The sequence below is a fragment of the Bifidobacterium callitrichos DSM 23973 genome (assembly GCF_000741175.1).
GTDB lineage: Bacteria > Actinomycetota > Actinomycetes > Actinomycetales > Bifidobacteriaceae > Bifidobacterium > Bifidobacterium callitrichos.
This window is the reverse complement of record NZ_JGYS01000001.1, coordinates 371488-386721: the sequence shown is the minus strand read 5'-3', so window position 1 is coordinate 386721 and position 15234 is coordinate 371488. Positions and strand designations below refer to the sequence as shown.

Here is a 15234-nt window from a genome sequence, read left to right as displayed (position 1 = left end):
CCCGTACGCGGACGACATGGACCGGTGCGCCAGATGCGGCGGGCACGGCCGGCCGTACGACCGGTTGGGCGTGCGGCGCTGGCGCCACCTCGACCTCGGGTGCGCCAGGCTCCTGTTGGAGTACGCGCCCCGGCGCGTCATGTGCCGCGAGCACGGGGTGACGGTCGCGATGGTGCCGTGGGCGCGCAGGAAGAGCGCGTACACGCGCGACTTCGAGCAGCAGGTCGCGTGGTTGAGCGTGCACGCGCCCAGAAGCGCCGTGTCGGCGCTGATGCGCATCGACTGGAAGAGCGTGGGCCACGTGTGCAAAAGGGTCGCCGACGACCTGCGGGACGAACAGGGGGCGGGCCTGTTCGACCATCTGCGTTCCATCGGCGTGGACGAGACCAGCTACCGCAAGGGCCACAAGTACATGACCGTGGTCGTCGACCACGACCGCGGCAGGGTCGTATGGATGCACGAGGGGCACGGGGAGAAGGTGTTCGACCTGTTCTTCGAGACGCTCACCGAGGCGCAGCGCGCCTCCATCCGGGTCGTCACCGGCGACGGGGCCCGGTGGATCGACGAGTGCGCGTTCCGCTGGTGCCCGCAGGCCGAACGCATCCTCGACGGGTTCCACATCGTGTCCTGGGCGACCGACGCGCTCGACAAGGTACGAACCGCCGCATGGCGCGAGGCCCGGAAGAAAGGCGTCGCCAAAAAGGGCGCGAAGGACCCGGTCAAGGGCGCCAGATGGGCGCTGCTGAAGAACGAGGGCGACCTGACCGCCGGCCAGAAGGCCCAACTGGAATGCATCGCCAACACCAACGAGACCCTCTGGGAGGCGTACAAGCTCAAGGAACGCCTGCGCATGATCCTCAAACAGACCGCCGACAAAGCCGACCCCCTGCTGCGCCAATGGGCCGCGGACGCGTCCCTGTCCGGCATCCCCGGATTCGTCCAGCTCGGCGAGAAGATCGCCAGGCGCCACTTCGACATCCTCACGACCATCCGCAGAGGACTGTCCAACGCCAGGCTAGAGGCCGTGAACAACAAGATCAAGACCACCATCAAAATCGGCTACGGCTACCGCAACCTCGACAACCTCATCGGCCTCGTCATGCTCAAATGCGGCGGACTCAACCTACAACTCCCCGGACGCCAATAACCAGTAGGCCAAACCAGTGATCCACACCCACACAAACACCCGAAGAGCCTAATAAAAGGAGCTGGGCTACGGGCTGTGCATCGGCCCAAGTCGTGAAACTGAGGAAGGACGTGCGGATGGGAACGGACACGATGGGTGCGGGGCGGCCGGGGCGGGCCGCGTCGCCGGCGCCCCGACTCAGCATCAACGCGCTTACCCCGGTGGAGACCGAGGAGGCGGTGGAGGACGCCGGCGTCGCCAAGACGCGGCTGACCGGCCGGCGCGCCTTCGTCTCGGCCATGTTCGCGGGCGCGTTCATCGGCTTCGGGGCGTTGTTCTTCCTGATCGTCACCGCCGACCCGGCGATGACATGGGGGCCGAAGCGGTTCGTGGGCGGACTCGCCTTCTGCATGGGGCTCGTGCTCGTGCTGTGCTGCGGGGCGGAGCTGTTCACCGGCAACTCGCTGATGGTCTCCGACCTCGCCGCGCATAAGGTCACGCTCAGGCAGATGCTGCGCAACTGGATCATCGTCTGGTTCGGCAATCTGGCCGGCGCCTTGCTGTTGGTGTCGCTGGTCGCCCTGGCCGGCACGATGGGGCTCGCCGACGGCGCGGTGGGCGATCTCGCGGTGGCGACCGCCGCGGCGAAGGTCACGCCCGGATGGGGCACGCTGTTCGTCCGCGGCATCCTGTGCAACGTGCTCGTGTGTCTGGCGGTGCGCATCGGGTTCGCCGCACGGTCCGTGGCGGACAAGGTGCTGGGCATCCTGTTGCCCATCGCGGGCTTCGTGGCCATGGGTTTCGAACACTGCGTGGCCAACATGTTCTTCCTGCCCATGGGATTGGCGGCCAAGCTCATGGGGTTCGGCGCCGGTGCCGCCGGCGCGGGCGCATTGAACGTGGGAGCCATCGCGTACAACCTGTCCGCCGCCACGCTGGGCAACGTCCTCGGCGGCTCCCTGTTCGTCGCACTGGCCTACTGGTACCTCAACGCGAAACCCGCACGCAAGCCGTCCGATCCCGTCCAGGGCTGAAGGGGCCGGAAGCCGATCGCGAAGCCGGGCGGCGGCGAGCGCGTTCCGCCATGCAACCGACGGACAGCGGCTGCCGGGCCGCGTCGTTACCATGAACCGCATGGTCACATGGGATTCCGAACAGTACCTGCGCTTCAACACGGAACGCACGCAGCCGTCGCGCGATCTCGCCGCCCAACTGCCCGCCGCCGACGCCATCATGCGCGTGCTCGACATCGGCTGCGGGCCGGGCAACAGCACCGCCGTGCTGCGCGAACGATACCCGCATGCGCGCATCCTCGGCGTTGACAGCTCACCCGACATGATCGCCGCCGCGCGCGCCGCCCACCCCGACATCGACTTCGCGCTGTGCGACGTCTCGCAGAAGAGCCAACTTGACGCCCTGCCACACGACTTCGACGTCGTCTTCTCCAACGCGTGCATCCAATGGGTGCCCGACCACCCGCACCTCATCCCGAACCTGCTCGGCCTGCTGCGCGAAGGCGGCACGCTCGCCGTGCAGACGCCCATGAACTACGAGGAGCCCATCCACCGGATCATCGCCGAACTCGTCCACTCGCCCCGATACGCCGACCGTCTGCCCCAGCAGCGCGAGTTCTTCAACCTCACGCCGCCCGACTACTGGGAGCTCCTGCACGCGCACGCCGTACGGTTCCGCATGTGGAAGACCACCTACATGCACACCCTGCCCTCGCATGAGGCCATCATGGACTGGTACCGCGGCACCGGACTGCGCCCCTACCTCCAGGCGCTCGCCGACGGCGCCGAACGGGCGGATTTCGAACGGCTGGTGTTCGACCGCGTTCGTAATGAGTATCCCACGCAGTCCGACGGCAGCATCATCTTCCCGTTCCCGCGATTCTTCTTCACGGCCGTCAAATAGCGGTACAGTGGGGAGGGCCGTGGGCGGACACTTCGAGCCGAACATCGAGACCCTCCAATCCGGGTACTTCGCCGAGGACGAACTGCCCGAACTCGCCGTGGCGAAGAACACCGCTGATCAGATCGCCATATGCTTCGCCGCCCGACGCGACCCCGACTGGACCGTGGTGTTCGACTAGCGTCAGAGAGCCCCGCCATATGGGGCGTCGGGTTGTCCAGTGCCCCCATATAGTTACCAATGGTCATTATCTTTGGTAACTATATGGGGGCTGCTGATGGACGATCCGAACACGCGGCCGGCATCCGAAGGACTGCCGGCCGCTTACGTGCGGCTGCTGCTGGACGCCTGCTGGAAGGCGAAAAGCGTCACCGAGCTCATGCCCGAACTGCCCAAAGGCATGAAACCGCGCTACGTGCACGTCATAGACGCGGTCTGGCACATCAACGCGCCACACGGACAGGACACGGCCACGGCGCGTGTGGGCGACGTGAGCGCGTTCCTCGGCGTCACCACGCCAAGCGTCGCCAAACTCATCGGCGAAATGACCGGTCGAGGACTGCTTGTCAAACACGCGGACGACACCGACCGTCGCGCGGTCACGCTCACGCTCACCGAACGGGGACTCGCCATCCGCAAGGCGTATGTGGCGGACTATCACGCGCATCTGGGCGAACTGCTCGCCGGCATCACCCAAGAGGAATGCGAGACCGTGGCGCGCGTGATGAGCCGTACGCTGCGGCTCATGCGGGACGACGACTGGCAGGCGACCGAGAACGATCAGGAGACGGATATCCAACGAACGACGGACGGAAAGGACGACAACGAATCATGAACGAACGAACCACGCCGCACACGCAGACACCGCGAGCGCCCCGGACGGCGGCCGACGCCAAACGCCCCGTCGGCGCGAGGCTTACCGTCGCCGTCATCGCGCTCTCCATCCTCACCTTCCTCGGCATCCTGTCCGAGACCTCGCTCAACATCGCCTACTCCACGCTCATGGAGGAGTTCTCGATCGGCGCGTCCGTCGTGCAATGGCTCACCACCGGCTACCTGCTGCTATTGTCCATCGCGATCCCGAGCTCTCCGTTCATGGTGCGCCGTTTCGCCACCCGCGCCCTGTTCGTCGCAGCCGTCGCGATCTTCACGCTCGGCACGCTGATCGGCGCGCTCGCCTCGAGCTTCCCGATGCTGCTGGCCGCGCGTCTGGTCATGGCGCTCGGCACCGGCATCTCGCTGCCGCTCATCACCAACATCATCCTGGAGAAGGCGCCGCTCGAACAACGAGGAGCGATGCTCGGCATCGTCAGCCTCGTCACCTGCGCCGCCCCCGCCGTGGGGCCGGTGTTCGGAGGCGTGGTCATGGAGTATCTCGACTGGCATTGGATCTTCTACACGATGCTGCCGTTCCTCGTGCTCTCGTTCGCGCTCGGCATGGTTTCGGTGCCCGAGATCCGCCACCCCGGCGACAAGGAGCATGCCTCGATCAGCATGCCGTCGCTCATACTGGTGGCGTTGGGCCTCGCCGGCCTCATCGTGGCGGTGAGCTTCTTCGCCGAATGGAACGGCGACCGGCGGTTCTGGGCCACGCTTGTCGCGGCCGTGGCGGTGCTCGCCGTATTCGTGGCCGTACAGCTTCGCATGGAGCATCCGCTCATCGAGGTGCGCGTGTTCGGCTACGCGGGGTTCTCACTCGGCATGCTCATCCTGCTCATGGCCTCGGGCGGCGTGCTGGGATTGAACTTCCTGCTGCCGATCCTGTTGCAGCGCGGCTTCGGCCATGGCTCGCTCGTCGCGGCGCTGATCCTGCTGCCGGGCGCGGTCGCCGGCGCCATCGCGGCCCCGATGATCGGCGGCGCACTAAAGAGCCATTTCCCGCCGAAGTTCATTCTGTGCGGATTCGTCGGCGTCACCGTGATGGACATCGCGCTCATCGTGGGACACGCGAACGTTTGGATGGTGGCCGTCGCGTACGCGCTGTTCATGGCGTCCTCCGGCTTCGTGCTCGTGCCCGACCAGACGCACGCCCTGAACCAATTGCCTGCGCGGCTCAACGCGGACGGTTCGGCCGTGATGAACACCGTCCAGCAGCTGGCCGGCGCGATCGGCACCGCCGCGGCCAGCGCTCTGATCACCGAGTTCGCCGCCTCCGCCGCGCGCTCCGGAGCCTCGCAGTCCGACTCGTATCTTGAAGGGTTCGCGTCGAGCATGTGGGTCATCGCCGGGTTGGCCGTGGCCGGCATCATCCTCGCCGCGCTCATGTTCCGCTTCTCCACACGCCGCCCGCCCGAGATGACCGAGGTGTGACTCCGGCGAAACGGCATGAAAAGACCGGCCCCGGTCCCGATATTCGGTCGATTCCCAAACATGCGGGAAGCGGGCCGGCTTTCGGGCGTAGGATGGAGCACCGTGCTCGCCCGTATGGGCACCCACACGTCACGTTTATGTGCGGGAAACCCCTGCGGCATGAATGCGAGGCAAAACACGGAAGAGGAAGAGGGGAATGACGATGATGACGGTTGGCGTGATGGCCGCGGTGGCTTTCGCCGCGGTGCTGTACGGATTGGACAAGTCGCTGGCTCCCGGCGCGGGCATCCTCGCCGTGGCCACGCTCACCGCCGTCATGCCCGCCAAGGAGGCCACCGGCATCACGCTCATCATGGCGATCGTGGCCGACTGGAGCGCCATCTGGGCGTACCGCGGCAACGTGTCGCGTCGTTCGCTCATCCGCCTGTTCCCGTTCGTCGCCATAGGCATCGCGGCGGGGGCCGGATTCCTGTTCGTGGCGGACAACACCGTCACGCGCCTGACGATCGGCGTGATCCTCGCGGTGTTCGTGTCGATGTACTTCCTATCGCTCGCACGCAAACGGATGGCGGGAGCGGGTCGGACGGCGCATGCCGGCCGGAGGCAGGGGACGGAACCGGCCACCGACGACCATGCCGGAAACGGGAAGACGACGCTCTCCCTCGCCAAACGCGTGGTATGCGGCGCACTCGCCGGGTTCACCACGATGGTGGCCAACGCGGGCGGGCCGATCACGTCCATCTACTTCCTGTCCGAGAACCTGAGCGTCATGCGGTTCCTGGGCACCACCGCATGGTTCTATCTCATCATCAATCTGGTCAAACTGCCGTTCTCCATCGGCCTGGGCATGATCACATGGACGAACTTCACGGCGATGGCGTGGACGATCCCGCTGGTGGTCGCCGCGGTGCTCTGCGGGCGTTGGGTGGCCCGGCGCGTGAGCCAGTCCACGTTCAGCATGCTCGTCTACGTGCTGTCCGTCGTGGCGGTCATCCGTCTGTTCATGTGAGGCGCCGACGCCTTCCGGTATTGACTTCGAGCGCTTGAGGTCCGTAGCGTACAAAACCGTGCACCCGGACACGGCATGATGCACGGCCGGCCGCGACGCCGGCCGACACAAAGAGCATAAGGAAAGGACGATCATGGACAATCCAAGCGCATTCCCAATCGGGGAACCGAACGACGCCTACGCGCAGTACTTCGAAGGACAAAGCTATCTGGCTGCGCTCGCCGGCGACGCTCAGGTGAACGTCGCGAACGTGACGTTCGAGGCCGGCTGCACGAACCATTGGCATGTGCACCACGGCGTGTGCCAGATCCTGCTCGCCGTGGGCGGCCGCGGCTACTACCAGATCGAAGGGCACGATCCGGTCGAGATGAAGCCCGGCGACGTGGCCTACATCCCGCCGGAGACCAAGCACTGGCACGGCGCCGCACCCACCGAGGTGTTCGCGCACATCGCCATCATGCCGAAACGCGATGGTGCCTCCAACGAATGGCTCGAGCCCGTCGACAAGGAGGAATACCGCAGGCTCGCGTAGCCTTGTGGGGCATCGTCTATTGCAGGAACCAACGCCATGCGGGAACCACGTCGATGGTTCCCGCAGGAGTGGTAACGCTTCCCTCCTCCTCATCCAATGAGATAAGCGTTCCGTGTCGTAGGGCCGTATTAGACATAGCTGCCGTGAGGTTGCCCATCTCGCTGCGGAATTTGTCGCTCAACGACGGGTCCGCGAAGTCGGCGACGCTTGTGCTGTCAATGCCGGTCCGTACTGCGACCTGGATCAGTTGATATGGCTCGCCGGTCGCCTCGTCTCCGACGACGAAGTCCACTTCCGGGCAGTTTTTGGCTGAATATGAGGCGATCGCGTTGCTTCGGTTGTCGCCGTATCGTCGTTTGAGTTCTATGAACACCGCCGTTTCCAGCCGTTGCCCGAGGTCGAGATGATTGGCGGGTGCCACGGCCAATGAGAGGCCGGGGTCGACGGAGTAGACCTTGTACGAGGATTTGGGGTTGTCGCGAATGGAGAGGGTGAAGTCGCTCACCTTGAATAGCAGGTGTGCATCTTCAAAATCGTCCATCAGGTCATACAGCTTGGGGCCGGAGACCGGAACCTGCATGCCGCGCAGGGCTTTGATCTGGGCGTTGACGGAGAATTTGAGTCCTGTGGATCGCATGGCGTTGCGGGAAAAACGTGTGGCGACTCGCATCGAGGTGGTGCCGAATCGTTCCAGGACATCCTTGATGACAATCTCATCCGCATAGCCTGAAGCATGCGCATGCGGTCAAGCGTACCCATGCGCTGCACGGCGGGGAATCCTCCCACGTTGAGATATTCAACGAACGCGGATTGCAGCGGGCGACGTGTGTTCGCGGAATACTCCCCGGCGATCCGGGTCGTCGGAATATCGTGGAACAGGCAATACTCCTTGAAACTCAGAGGCCACATCTCCCTTGACAGGGATCGGCCGCGCAGGTTCGTGGGAATGTCCGAAGACAGCAGTTTCGATGAGGAGCCGGTGAGCACGATGGTGACATTATGCTGTTCGGCCACGCGACGGATGAAATTCGTCCAGTATGGCGCTTCCTGAATTTCGTCGAAGAGGAGGTAGCAGCCGTTCAATGCTTCGGGCACCATGCGGTAATAGGCGTCAAGCAGGTCGGTGAGGGTGTGGTCAGTGAATGGCATGATGCGTTCGTCATCGAATGAGAAATGGAATAGCCTTGTGCGTGGTGTTCCGGCGGTAAGAAGCCTATCCATAAGCTGGTACATGGCGTAGGTTTTCCCGCATCGACGAACTCCGGTGATGGTGTGGATCACATTGTTGCGAGCCGGCTTGGGGACCTCGACGGCCGCGCTGTCTCGCATGATGTAGTCCGGAATCTGGAAATCGAGATATTCGGCGATGAGTGACGACAGTGACATGTAGCTCTCCATCTTCTTCTGCCTGCAATGAAGATGCTATCACATCTTCATCTGTGTTCGATGAAGATTGACTTCTATCTTCATCGAACACAAACGAAGATGTGGGCGCAGCTGCAGTGAAAGAGGAGAGACCGAAAGCGTGGACACTTCCGCTGGAATCTAATACCGCGGTACGGGCGCGGGTGGGATCTGGCCGGTTTTACCCTGCATGTCGGAGGCGAGATACTGCATGTCGAGGGCGGCCACCGCGCCGTCCGCGACAGCGGTGACGACCTGACGCAGGTCCTTGGCGCACACGTCGCCGGCCGCATAGACGCCCGGGACGTTGGTGCGCTGCTTCGCGTCGACCCTGATGTACCCGCGATCGTCGAGGTCGGCGAAGTCGCGGACCAGCGTGGTGTTGGGGATGAACCCGGCGAACACGAACACGCCGAACGTCATGCCGCGACGTGCCCGGTATTCGATGGTTTCGCCGGTCGCCCGATCCCGCAGTCGGGCCCATCGCAGACAGCCGTCACCAACGGAACCGTCATCGCCCGACTCCCCGTCGGGTGATGAGCCAACCGCTTCGAGCACCGTGTCGAACCGGACGTCGATCTTCGGATGGTGCATGCACTTCTCGGCCACCTGCGCGGCGCAGGTGAACCCGTGTCCGCGCACCAGCACGGTGACATGATCGGCGAACTGAGTCAGGTACACCGCCTCCTCGGCGGCCGAATAGCCGCCGCCGATGACGAACACCTCGTAGCCGTTGTAGATGTTGCCCGCCGAGGTCGCGCAGTAGGCCACCGATCGGTCGGCGAACTCCCGCTCGCCCGCGAACCCGGCGCGACGCGGCACCGCCCCGGTCGCGATCAATACGCTGAACGCGCGCACCACACCCTTGGATGTAGCGACGACCTTGACGTCCCCGCGGGGGTCGATCATCTGCACCTTCGCCTCGAGGAACTCCGCGCCGAACCCGGCCGCCTGGCGGTGCATCGACTCGGCGAGCCATTGGCCGGTCGCCCGCTCGATGCCCGGATAGTTGCGCACCTCGGAGGTGAGCGTGATCTGGCCGCCGTACGAACCGGCCTCGACGACCAGCGTGCGGTAGCCGGCGCGCGTCATGTAGATCGCCGCCGACAATCCGGCGGGGCCGCCGCCGATGATGACAGCGTCGTAGAGATCGCCTTCCGTGTTGTCTCCGGCGACGCCGGTCGGGGAGAGGACGGGCAGCGGCACCGAGGCCGCATCCTTGTTTTCGCTCATGGCCCGTACGGTAGATGCGCAAACCTCACCCCATGTCACGGGCCGGTTACGCCGAGGAAAACCGGTGCCGCGAACGACGCGCCCGTCGTTCTTCGCCCGCGATTTCCCCGTATCGTAGATGATCGGCCGGAAGACGGTCGTCACAGGCAATAGGGGAGACAAGGAACAAACAACACATATATGTCTTAGAACGATCACGCTCATAACACACATATCACCGACGATTCGACCGCCATCGTGACGCACGACCTCAAGGACGCTCCCAAAGACATCCCCAAGGAGGACGGCTGGCTTCTCCGCGTCACGTTGCTGCTCGCCGGCCAGGCCCTCTCGCTTTTGGGTTCCAGCATCGTGCAGTATGCCATCTGGTGGTGGATAGTCATGCAGACCCGCACCGGCTCGGCCATGCTGCTCGGCGGCGCGCTCATGTCCGCGTTCGGCTCGAAGCTGCTACGGAAGGCCCGCGCGCATGCCAGCGACGCAAGCGCCCTGCTGACCTCGCTCAGAACGATCGCCGGAGCGCTGGGTTCTGCCGTGTTCGTCGCCGTCATGGTCGCCTGCGGCAACGATCCGACCCGTGTGAACGTGGCGTTTTGGGCCATGATCGCGTTGACGGCAGCCGGCTTTGTCATGACCGTCCTCTTCTGCCGCAGGAGATAAGCCGGTTCCTGGGATCCGCGGACTCGACGGCACGCCGCTCACGAGACTATGCTGAAAGTAAGCGGATGACGGGAGCATCAATGAACGCGGAAAACACATTCACCATGATGGGCATCACAACGCAATGGGATGACGACACCATCGTCATCAGCGAAGATGGTTATTCCCGTAAAGCGGTGTTAACCAATGATGGCCGGATACTTTCCTCCACGTTCGGTGTCGAGGGGGAGTCGTTCCTCCATCACTGGTTCAATCGGGTGAAGCCTACTGTGGACGGGCTTCGTGCCATTGATCGCGAATACGCCAATGCCTGAGATCTTCAGCTTCGCTGGCTATTCCATCTATTTCACGGCTCTCGACCGTGACCATGGTGTGCATGTACATGTCGCGCAAGGCTCCCGACACGACCTCGCACGGTTCGTGTTGAATGCCGATGGAACGGTCTCGCTGGCACACAACAAGGGCGGACTGTCTGCGAAAAGCATTCGCAGACTCCAGTTCTTCCTCACCTCGAACTATGGGGATGTGCTTGCCGTCTGGCGCATGTTCTTTGGCGATGACTATCATTTTGAACGCTGACTTTTCGTCTGTTCGTGTATGGCCTCAGTCCATCTTCGCCTGCTGTGCATGCGATTGTCGGCGTGTTTTCTCTTGAGGCAAGTGGAAATTGATTGACGCCGTTCCCCGGGATCACATCGTCGAGTCCCGGGAACCGGCGTCTCTCGATCAACTCACTTGGTCAGGAACGCCTTGTACGCCTCGGCCTGCTCGGCCAGCGCCTCGTCGCTGATGCCGAAGGACGCGAACGTGACGAACGGCTTGACCCACGTGGCGTTGATGTGGTTGGCGGTGCCTTCGAACGGCACGAGCACCTGGTCGATGGTGAAGCGGTTGTCGCCGTCCGGCTGGTACTTCGACTCCGGCGATCCGGTGGACACGGCGACGACGAACTCCTTGCCTTCGAACGCGTGGCCTTCGGAGCCGTACGCCCAGCCGTGCTCGAGCACCACGTCCTCCCACTCCTTGAGGAGCGCGGGAGAGGAGAACCAGTAGAGCGGGAACTGGAACACGACACGGTCGGCGGCCTCGACGGCCTGCTGCTCGGCCTTCACGTCGATGTTGCCGTCCGGGTAGAGCGCGTACTCGTCGCGCACTGTCACGTTCTCCAGTTCGCCGGCGGCCTTGGCCAGCGCCTTGTTCACGTGGGACTGTCCGCCCAGATCCGGATGGAACACCAGAACCAGCGTCTTCTTCATATCATGCTCCTTGTCTTCGATGTGTTGTCGTCGACGATGTCGACGGTCGCATATGGTTTCGTTAGACCGTTGCCCGGCATCCCGATGCCAGTCACCAGTGTCGCAGACAGCACGGCGGCCACGCACTGCGCTACGTCGTAGGCGAACACGGCAGCCTGCGTCCGCAAGTCGCATAGGCGGCATTCGCATCCGTCCTGGTCAGTCGGCCACAGCCTCGTCGGCATCGGCATTCGCCGTGCAGCCGGTGCCGAATTCGGCGGCGGTCGCCACGCCACGGTGCATCAGCGCGGTCATGATGTCCGCCAGTTCCTCCTCCGGCGCGTCCAGGTCCGAAAGGACCCATTGTTCGATTACCGCGTAGATCGCGCCCGCCCAGAACCGGCTCGCGTAGCGTGGTCCGGTCTCGCCCGCGGCGGGCCCACGGTTCATGTTGCGTTGCATCGCGTCAGCGATCCGCCCGCCGTAGCCGGCCTCCAACAGCAGACGATATTGCGGTGCGACGTCGCGCACGGCGGCGAGCATCGCCATCCACGCGTCGCGCGTCTGCGTGAGCGGGTCGTATGCGTTCAGGGTGCGGTCGACCGCTTCGATGAGACCGTTCAGGTATTCGGCGAGTATCGCCTCCTTCGACGCGTAGTTGCGGTAGTAGGCGTTGCGTGAGACCCCAGCCTGCCGCGCAATGTCCGTCACAGTAATCGTGGCGAACGGTTTCGTCTCCATAAGGCGGATGAGTGCGCCTTCGATGCACTCGCGCACGAACGCGTTCGACTCCTCGTTGTTGCGGTGGAGGGTGATGAGTCTGCGGTCGGTTGCCATGTCACAGTTCCCCGTCTTCTGTCATGTCCGACGCCGGCTCGCTTGCACTGCGGCGTCGATGTCCGATAGCGTCGATGGTGTCACACATGTTACATCACATCGGCGGCGCATCCGCGCGGGACACGCAGGATACGGCCACCGCAACGGACGGAACGGAGGACGGAACCACCATGAACGATGGCACCATGAATCACGCGATCGGACACCCGGAGAGCAGGGAAGGCGCGAAGATCATACTCGTCACCGGCGCATCCGGAGGCATCGGTAAACGGACGGCGCTTGCGCTCGCCTCGCAGGGTCACACCGTCATCATGCACGGACGTAACCCGGACAAGACTCGACACGCGTGCGATTGGGTCATCGAACAAACCGGAAACCCCAACGTGACCTGTCACGTTGCCGATCTGTCGCTGATGAGGGAGGTGGCGCGCTTCGCTGTCGAAATCAACGAACGGTACGGCCGTCTCGACGTGCTCGTCAACAACGCCGGAGGGCAATTCGGAAACGAGCGCGAGACCACGGCCGAAGGGCACGAGCGCACGTTCGCGATCAACACGTTGGCGCCGTTCCTGCTCACCAACCTGCTCCTACCGATGCTGGCGAACAGCCCGTCCGCACGCATCGTCACCGTGTCCAGCGAATCATACCGGCAAAGCGGCGCACCCCGGCTCGATGACATCGAACTCGAACACTCCTATTCGCTCGTGCGCGCCTATGGTTCCTCGAAACTGTATGTATGGTGGCTGATGCGGCAGTTCGATGCGCGGCTCAAAGCGGCCGGCGTCGCCAACATCACCGTGAACACCGTCGAACCCGGATCGGCCGTCACCGGATTGCAGCGCGAATCGTTGCGCAAGTCGCCGTTCATGCTACCGCTCGTCATCCTGTGGATGCCGTTCATGCGAACCGCCGCGCACGGGGCTAGAACCAGCGTGCTGATGGCTACCTCTTCGAGCGTCGAAGGGGTGAGCGGCGAGTTCTGGGGCAGCCGCAAGCCCAAGCGCATCAACCCGAAATGGATCTCTCCGCAAGGGGAGAAGGCTGTCTGGGAGTATTGTGCGAAGGCGTGCGCAGCGTATCTGGACGGGTCGGCAACACCGATTGACCTTGCCTGACGGAACATCACGCGGCTGACGAGGGCGCGTGCCGAATCACGGCGTTTATGGCGACGACATGGGCATCAACGTTCACGCCCATGTGGTCGCCATATACGTATACGCTCTGAACCCATGTGTTCCCTACTGATGACCATGTGCCCGCAGACCGATGGTCTGCTGGGCCGATACGAGTACTGAGGCCCGAACCGCGACCGTTCGAGCCCAAGCGAAGCCGTACCCAAATGCGCGTAAGGCACGCCCGATCATCGCCATCCATCATTGTCATCAAGTAAACGGCGCGATACGCCACGTTTCCCACGTATGCGCCCAACGAAGAAAGTCCGAGAACACATTCATGTCTCAGAACGACCCTGCCGTCGCACCGGAAACGTCAATCGCACATGACCCGCGCGAGGACGGCTGGAAGCGCCGCGTCGCGCTCCTGCTCGCCGGCCAGGCGTTCTCCCTGCTCGGCTCCAGCATCGTCCAATACGCCCTGTGGTGGTGGATCGTCCTCGAATCGCGCACCGGCGCGTCCATGCTGTTCGCCACCCTGTTCGGCGTGGTGCCGCAGGCCATCGTCTCCATGTTCGGCGGCCCCATGGCCGACCGATACAACCGCAAGATCCTCATCATGCTGCCCGATCTCATCATCGCGGCCGTCACTGTGTTCCTGTCCGTGAGCTTTGCGCTGGGATGGGCGAACCTCGCGGTGATCTTCGCGGTCCTGTTCATCCGCTCGGCGGGCGGCGGCATCCAGATGCCCGCGGTCCAATCGTTCATCCCCGATGTGACGCCTACGGGCAAGTTGCTGCGTGTCAACTCGATCTACGGCGTCATCAATTCGGCGAACATGATCGTCGCGCCGGCGATCGCCGCCGTGCTCATCAACATGGTGCCGTTGTGGTCGATCCTGCTGGTCGACGTGACGACCGCGGTCATTGGCGTCGGCTTCGTTGCACTGATCCGCGTGCCGGCGAAACGTCAGATGGAAACCACTACGGACGACGGACGGACGAAGGCCGCGTCAGACGCGGCAGGCGAGTCACTGCCGGACGGACCGCTGCCGCTCGCCGTCCTCAAACGCACGTTCGCGGACGTCAAGAACGGATTCACGTATGCGATGGGGCGTCCGTTCCTCAAGGGCGTGATCCTGGGCGACGCGTTCACCTGCTTCATGTCGGTCGCGCCGATGAACCTGACGCTGCTGCTCATGACCCGCGAATACGAGGGCATCGACCTGAACTTGGGGTTCGTGAACCTCACCACCGCCTCCGACAAGCTCGCCGCCAACGAGCTCGGTTTGAGCATAGGCATGCTGCTCGGCGGCGCGCTCATGTCCGCGTTTGGATCGAAACTGCTGCGGGGAGCGCGTACGCAGATGCTCATGGTGTCGTTCGGCATCGCCATGGTCGGCGTCACCGTCATCGGATTGGGCATCGCTTCCAACCTGCTCGCGTATCTCGTCATCGACGTGCTGAACGGCGTCGCCTCAGCCATGTGCGTCAGTCCTATGCGCACGATCATGCAGTCCGAATCAGACGAGTCGATGACCGGCCGCGTGTTCGGCCTGGACAACACGTTCGCCACGTTCGGCATGCCGTTGGGCATGCTGATCTTCGCCCCGCTCGCCGACGTGATTTCGATCGCGTGGGTGTTCATCGCCGGAGGCCTGCTCACCTTGCCCGTAGCTTGGTACGTGCTGTATTTGACCCGGCGTGGCGTATCCGCGCGAACCTGAGCCGCATCCGGCGCCGTCCACACCTATCGGGGCGGCATGCTCGTTGGGCTTGGCTGCTTGGTTTTCGCGGGCGTCCGCGTCCCGCGGCACGATGCGGGGGAGGAGCTCTTCGGACATGAACCGGCCGACCTCGGTG

Annotated in this window: 16 protein-coding genes and 2 pseudogenes; 13 read left to right on the top strand and 5 right to left on the bottom strand. The window is 63.7% G+C overall.

Annotation, left to right across the window (positions count from 1 at the left end; translation table 11 throughout):
* The 8 genes from BCAL_RS01825 to BCAL_RS01795 all read left to right on the top strand — a co-directional run.
* On the top strand, positions 1-1147 hold a 1147-nt coding region (locus BCAL_RS01825; protein ID WP_043259969.1), incomplete at its 5' end, for an ISL3 family transposase.
* A gap of 116 nt (positions 1148-1263) precedes the next feature.
* Complete coding sequence (locus tag BCAL_RS01820; RefSeq protein ID WP_202961921.1) at positions 1264-2160, top strand: formate/nitrite transporter family protein; 897 nt, start codon at positions 1264-1266, stop codon at positions 2158-2160.
* 100 nt (positions 2161-2260) lie between these two features.
* On the top strand, positions 2261-3043 hold the full coding sequence (locus BCAL_RS01815) for a methyltransferase domain-containing protein (RefSeq protein ID WP_043166555.1): 783 nt from the start codon (positions 2261-2263) through the stop codon (positions 3041-3043).
* A gap of 19 nt (positions 3044-3062) precedes the next feature.
* Positions 3063-3221, top strand: coding sequence for an NUDIX hydrolase (locus BCAL_RS13055; protein ID WP_156101949.1), 159 nt, complete (start codon positions 3063-3065; stop codon positions 3219-3221).
* Positions 3222-3317: 96 nt separating this feature from the next.
* Positions 3318-3875, top strand: coding sequence for a MarR family winged helix-turn-helix transcriptional regulator (locus BCAL_RS01810; protein ID WP_052119216.1), 558 nt, complete (start codon positions 3318-3320; stop codon positions 3873-3875).
* A complete protein-coding gene (locus BCAL_RS01805; RefSeq protein ID WP_081887179.1) occupies positions 3872-5350 on the top strand; it encodes a DHA2 family efflux MFS transporter permease subunit in 1479 nt (492 codons plus the stop codon). The genes BCAL_RS01810 and BCAL_RS01805 overlap by 4 nt, the downstream gene beginning before the upstream one ends.
* Positions 5351-5546: 196 nt before the next feature.
* Positions 5547-6359, top strand: a complete 813-nt coding sequence (locus tag BCAL_RS01800) for a sulfite exporter TauE/SafE family protein (RefSeq protein WP_052119217.1) — start codon at positions 5547-5549, stop codon at positions 6357-6359.
* A gap of 133 nt (positions 6360-6492) precedes the next feature.
* Positions 6493-6891: a cupin domain-containing protein gene (locus tag BCAL_RS01795; RefSeq protein ID WP_043166446.1), complete on the top strand. Its 399-nt coding sequence runs from the start codon at positions 6493-6495 to the stop codon at positions 6889-6891.
* A gap of 16 nt (positions 6892-6907) precedes the next feature.
* On the opposite strand, the gene BCAL_RS01790 is transcribed toward BCAL_RS01795, so the two are convergent.
* The 3 genes and pseudogenes from BCAL_RS01790 to BCAL_RS01780 all read right to left on the bottom strand — a co-directional run bounded on the left by BCAL_RS01790 (position 6908) and on the right by BCAL_RS01780 (position 9528).
* Entirely contained in the window at positions 6908-7561 is a 654-nt protein-coding gene (locus tag BCAL_RS01790) for a DUF4143 domain-containing protein (protein ID WP_156101948.1), read from the bottom strand.
* 221 nt (positions 7562-7782) lie between these two features.
* Positions 7783-8220: pseudogene (locus tag BCAL_RS14030) on the bottom strand (ATP-binding protein); the annotation flags it as partial.
* A gap of 216 nt (positions 8221-8436) precedes the next feature.
* Positions 8437-9528: an FAD-dependent oxidoreductase gene (locus BCAL_RS01780; protein WP_052119218.1), complete on the bottom strand. Its 1092-nt coding sequence runs from the start codon at positions 9526-9528 to the stop codon at positions 8437-8439.
* A gap of 234 nt (positions 9529-9762) precedes the next feature.
* Between BCAL_RS01780 and BCAL_RS14025 the strand changes: the two are divergent.
* The 3 genes and pseudogenes from BCAL_RS14025 to BCAL_RS01765 form a co-directional block, all read left to right on the top strand.
* Positions 9763-9942: pseudogene (locus tag BCAL_RS14025) on the top strand (hypothetical protein); the annotation flags it as partial.
* Positions 9943-10268: 326 nt separating this feature from the next.
* Positions 10269-10502: a hypothetical protein gene (locus BCAL_RS01770; RefSeq protein ID WP_043166451.1), complete on the top strand. Its 234-nt coding sequence runs from the start codon at positions 10269-10271 to the stop codon at positions 10500-10502.
* Positions 10495-10767, top strand: coding sequence for a DUF4160 domain-containing protein (locus BCAL_RS01765; RefSeq protein ID WP_043166453.1), 273 nt, complete (start codon positions 10495-10497; stop codon positions 10765-10767). Before BCAL_RS01770 ends, BCAL_RS01765 begins: the two co-directional genes overlap by 8 nt.
* A gap of 152 nt (positions 10768-10919) precedes the next feature.
* Here the strand turns inward: BCAL_RS01765 and BCAL_RS01760 are convergent, their stop codons facing one another.
* Entirely contained in the window at positions 10920-11444 is a 525-nt protein-coding gene (locus tag BCAL_RS01760) for an NAD(P)H-dependent oxidoreductase (RefSeq protein WP_043166456.1), read from the bottom strand.
* Between the two features lie 198 nt (positions 11445-11642).
* On the bottom strand, positions 11643-12260 hold the full coding sequence (locus BCAL_RS12070) for a TetR/AcrR family transcriptional regulator (RefSeq protein WP_052119219.1): 618 nt from the start codon (positions 12258-12260) through the stop codon (positions 11643-11645).
* Positions 12261-12430: 170 nt separating this feature from the next.
* On the opposite strand from BCAL_RS12070, the gene BCAL_RS01745 reads away from it, so the two are divergent.
* Both BCAL_RS01745 and BCAL_RS01740 read left to right on the top strand, forming a co-directional pair.
* Entirely contained in the window at positions 12431-13375 is a 945-nt protein-coding gene (locus BCAL_RS01745) for an SDR family NAD(P)-dependent oxidoreductase (RefSeq protein ID WP_202961920.1), read from the top strand.
* A 337-nt stretch (positions 13376-13712) separates the two neighbouring features.
* A complete protein-coding gene (locus BCAL_RS01740; protein WP_052119220.1) occupies positions 13713-15098 on the top strand; it encodes an MFS transporter in 1386 nt (461 codons plus the stop codon).
* Positions 15099-15234 lie beyond the last annotated feature (136 nt).

Bases quoted from the DNA above. Each gene is read 5' to 3' on its own strand.
- BCAL_RS01800 (WP_052119217.1), top strand. From the start codon at position 5,547: ATGACGATGATGACGGTTGGCGTGATGGCCGCGGTGGCTTTCGCCGCG.
- BCAL_RS01815 (WP_043166555.1), top strand. From the start codon at position 2,261: ATGGTCACATGGGATTCCGAACAGTACCTGCGCTTCAACACGGAACGC.
- BCAL_RS12070 (WP_052119219.1), bottom strand. From the start codon at position 12,260: ATGGCAACCGACCGCAGACTCATCACCCTCCACCGCAACAACGAGGAG.
- BCAL_RS01770 (WP_043166451.1), top strand. From the start codon at position 10,269: ATGAACGCGGAAAACACATTCACCATGATGGGCATCACAACGCAATGG.
- BCAL_RS01795 (WP_043166446.1), top strand. From the start codon at position 6,493: ATGGACAATCCAAGCGCATTCCCAATCGGGGAACCGAACGACGCCTAC.
- BCAL_RS01745 (WP_202961920.1), top strand. From the start codon at position 12,431: ATGAACGATGGCACCATGAATCACGCGATCGGACACCCGGAGAGCAGG.
- BCAL_RS01820 (WP_202961921.1), top strand. From the start codon at position 1,264: ATGGGAACGGACACGATGGGTGCGGGGCGGCCGGGGCGGGCCGCGTCG.
- BCAL_RS01765 (WP_043166453.1), top strand. From the start codon at position 10,495: ATGCCTGAGATCTTCAGCTTCGCTGGCTATTCCATCTATTTCACGGCT.
- BCAL_RS01805 (WP_081887179.1), top strand. From the start codon at position 3,872: ATGAACGAACGAACCACGCCGCACACGCAGACACCGCGAGCGCCCCGG.
- BCAL_RS01760 (WP_043166456.1), bottom strand. From the start codon at position 11,444: ATGAAGAAGACGCTGGTTCTGGTGTTCCATCCGGATCTGGGCGGACAG.
- BCAL_RS01810 (WP_052119216.1), top strand. From the start codon at position 3,318: ATGGACGATCCGAACACGCGGCCGGCATCCGAAGGACTGCCGGCCGCT.
- BCAL_RS01740 (WP_052119220.1), top strand. From the start codon at position 13,713: ATGTCTCAGAACGACCCTGCCGTCGCACCGGAAACGTCAATCGCACAT.
- BCAL_RS01780 (WP_052119218.1), bottom strand. From the start codon at position 9,528: ATGAGCGAAAACAAGGATGCGGCCTCGGTGCCGCTGCCCGTCCTCTCC.
- BCAL_RS01790 (WP_156101948.1), bottom strand. From the start codon at position 7,561: ATGCGAGTCGCCACACGTTTTTCCCGCAACGCCATGCGATCCACAGGA.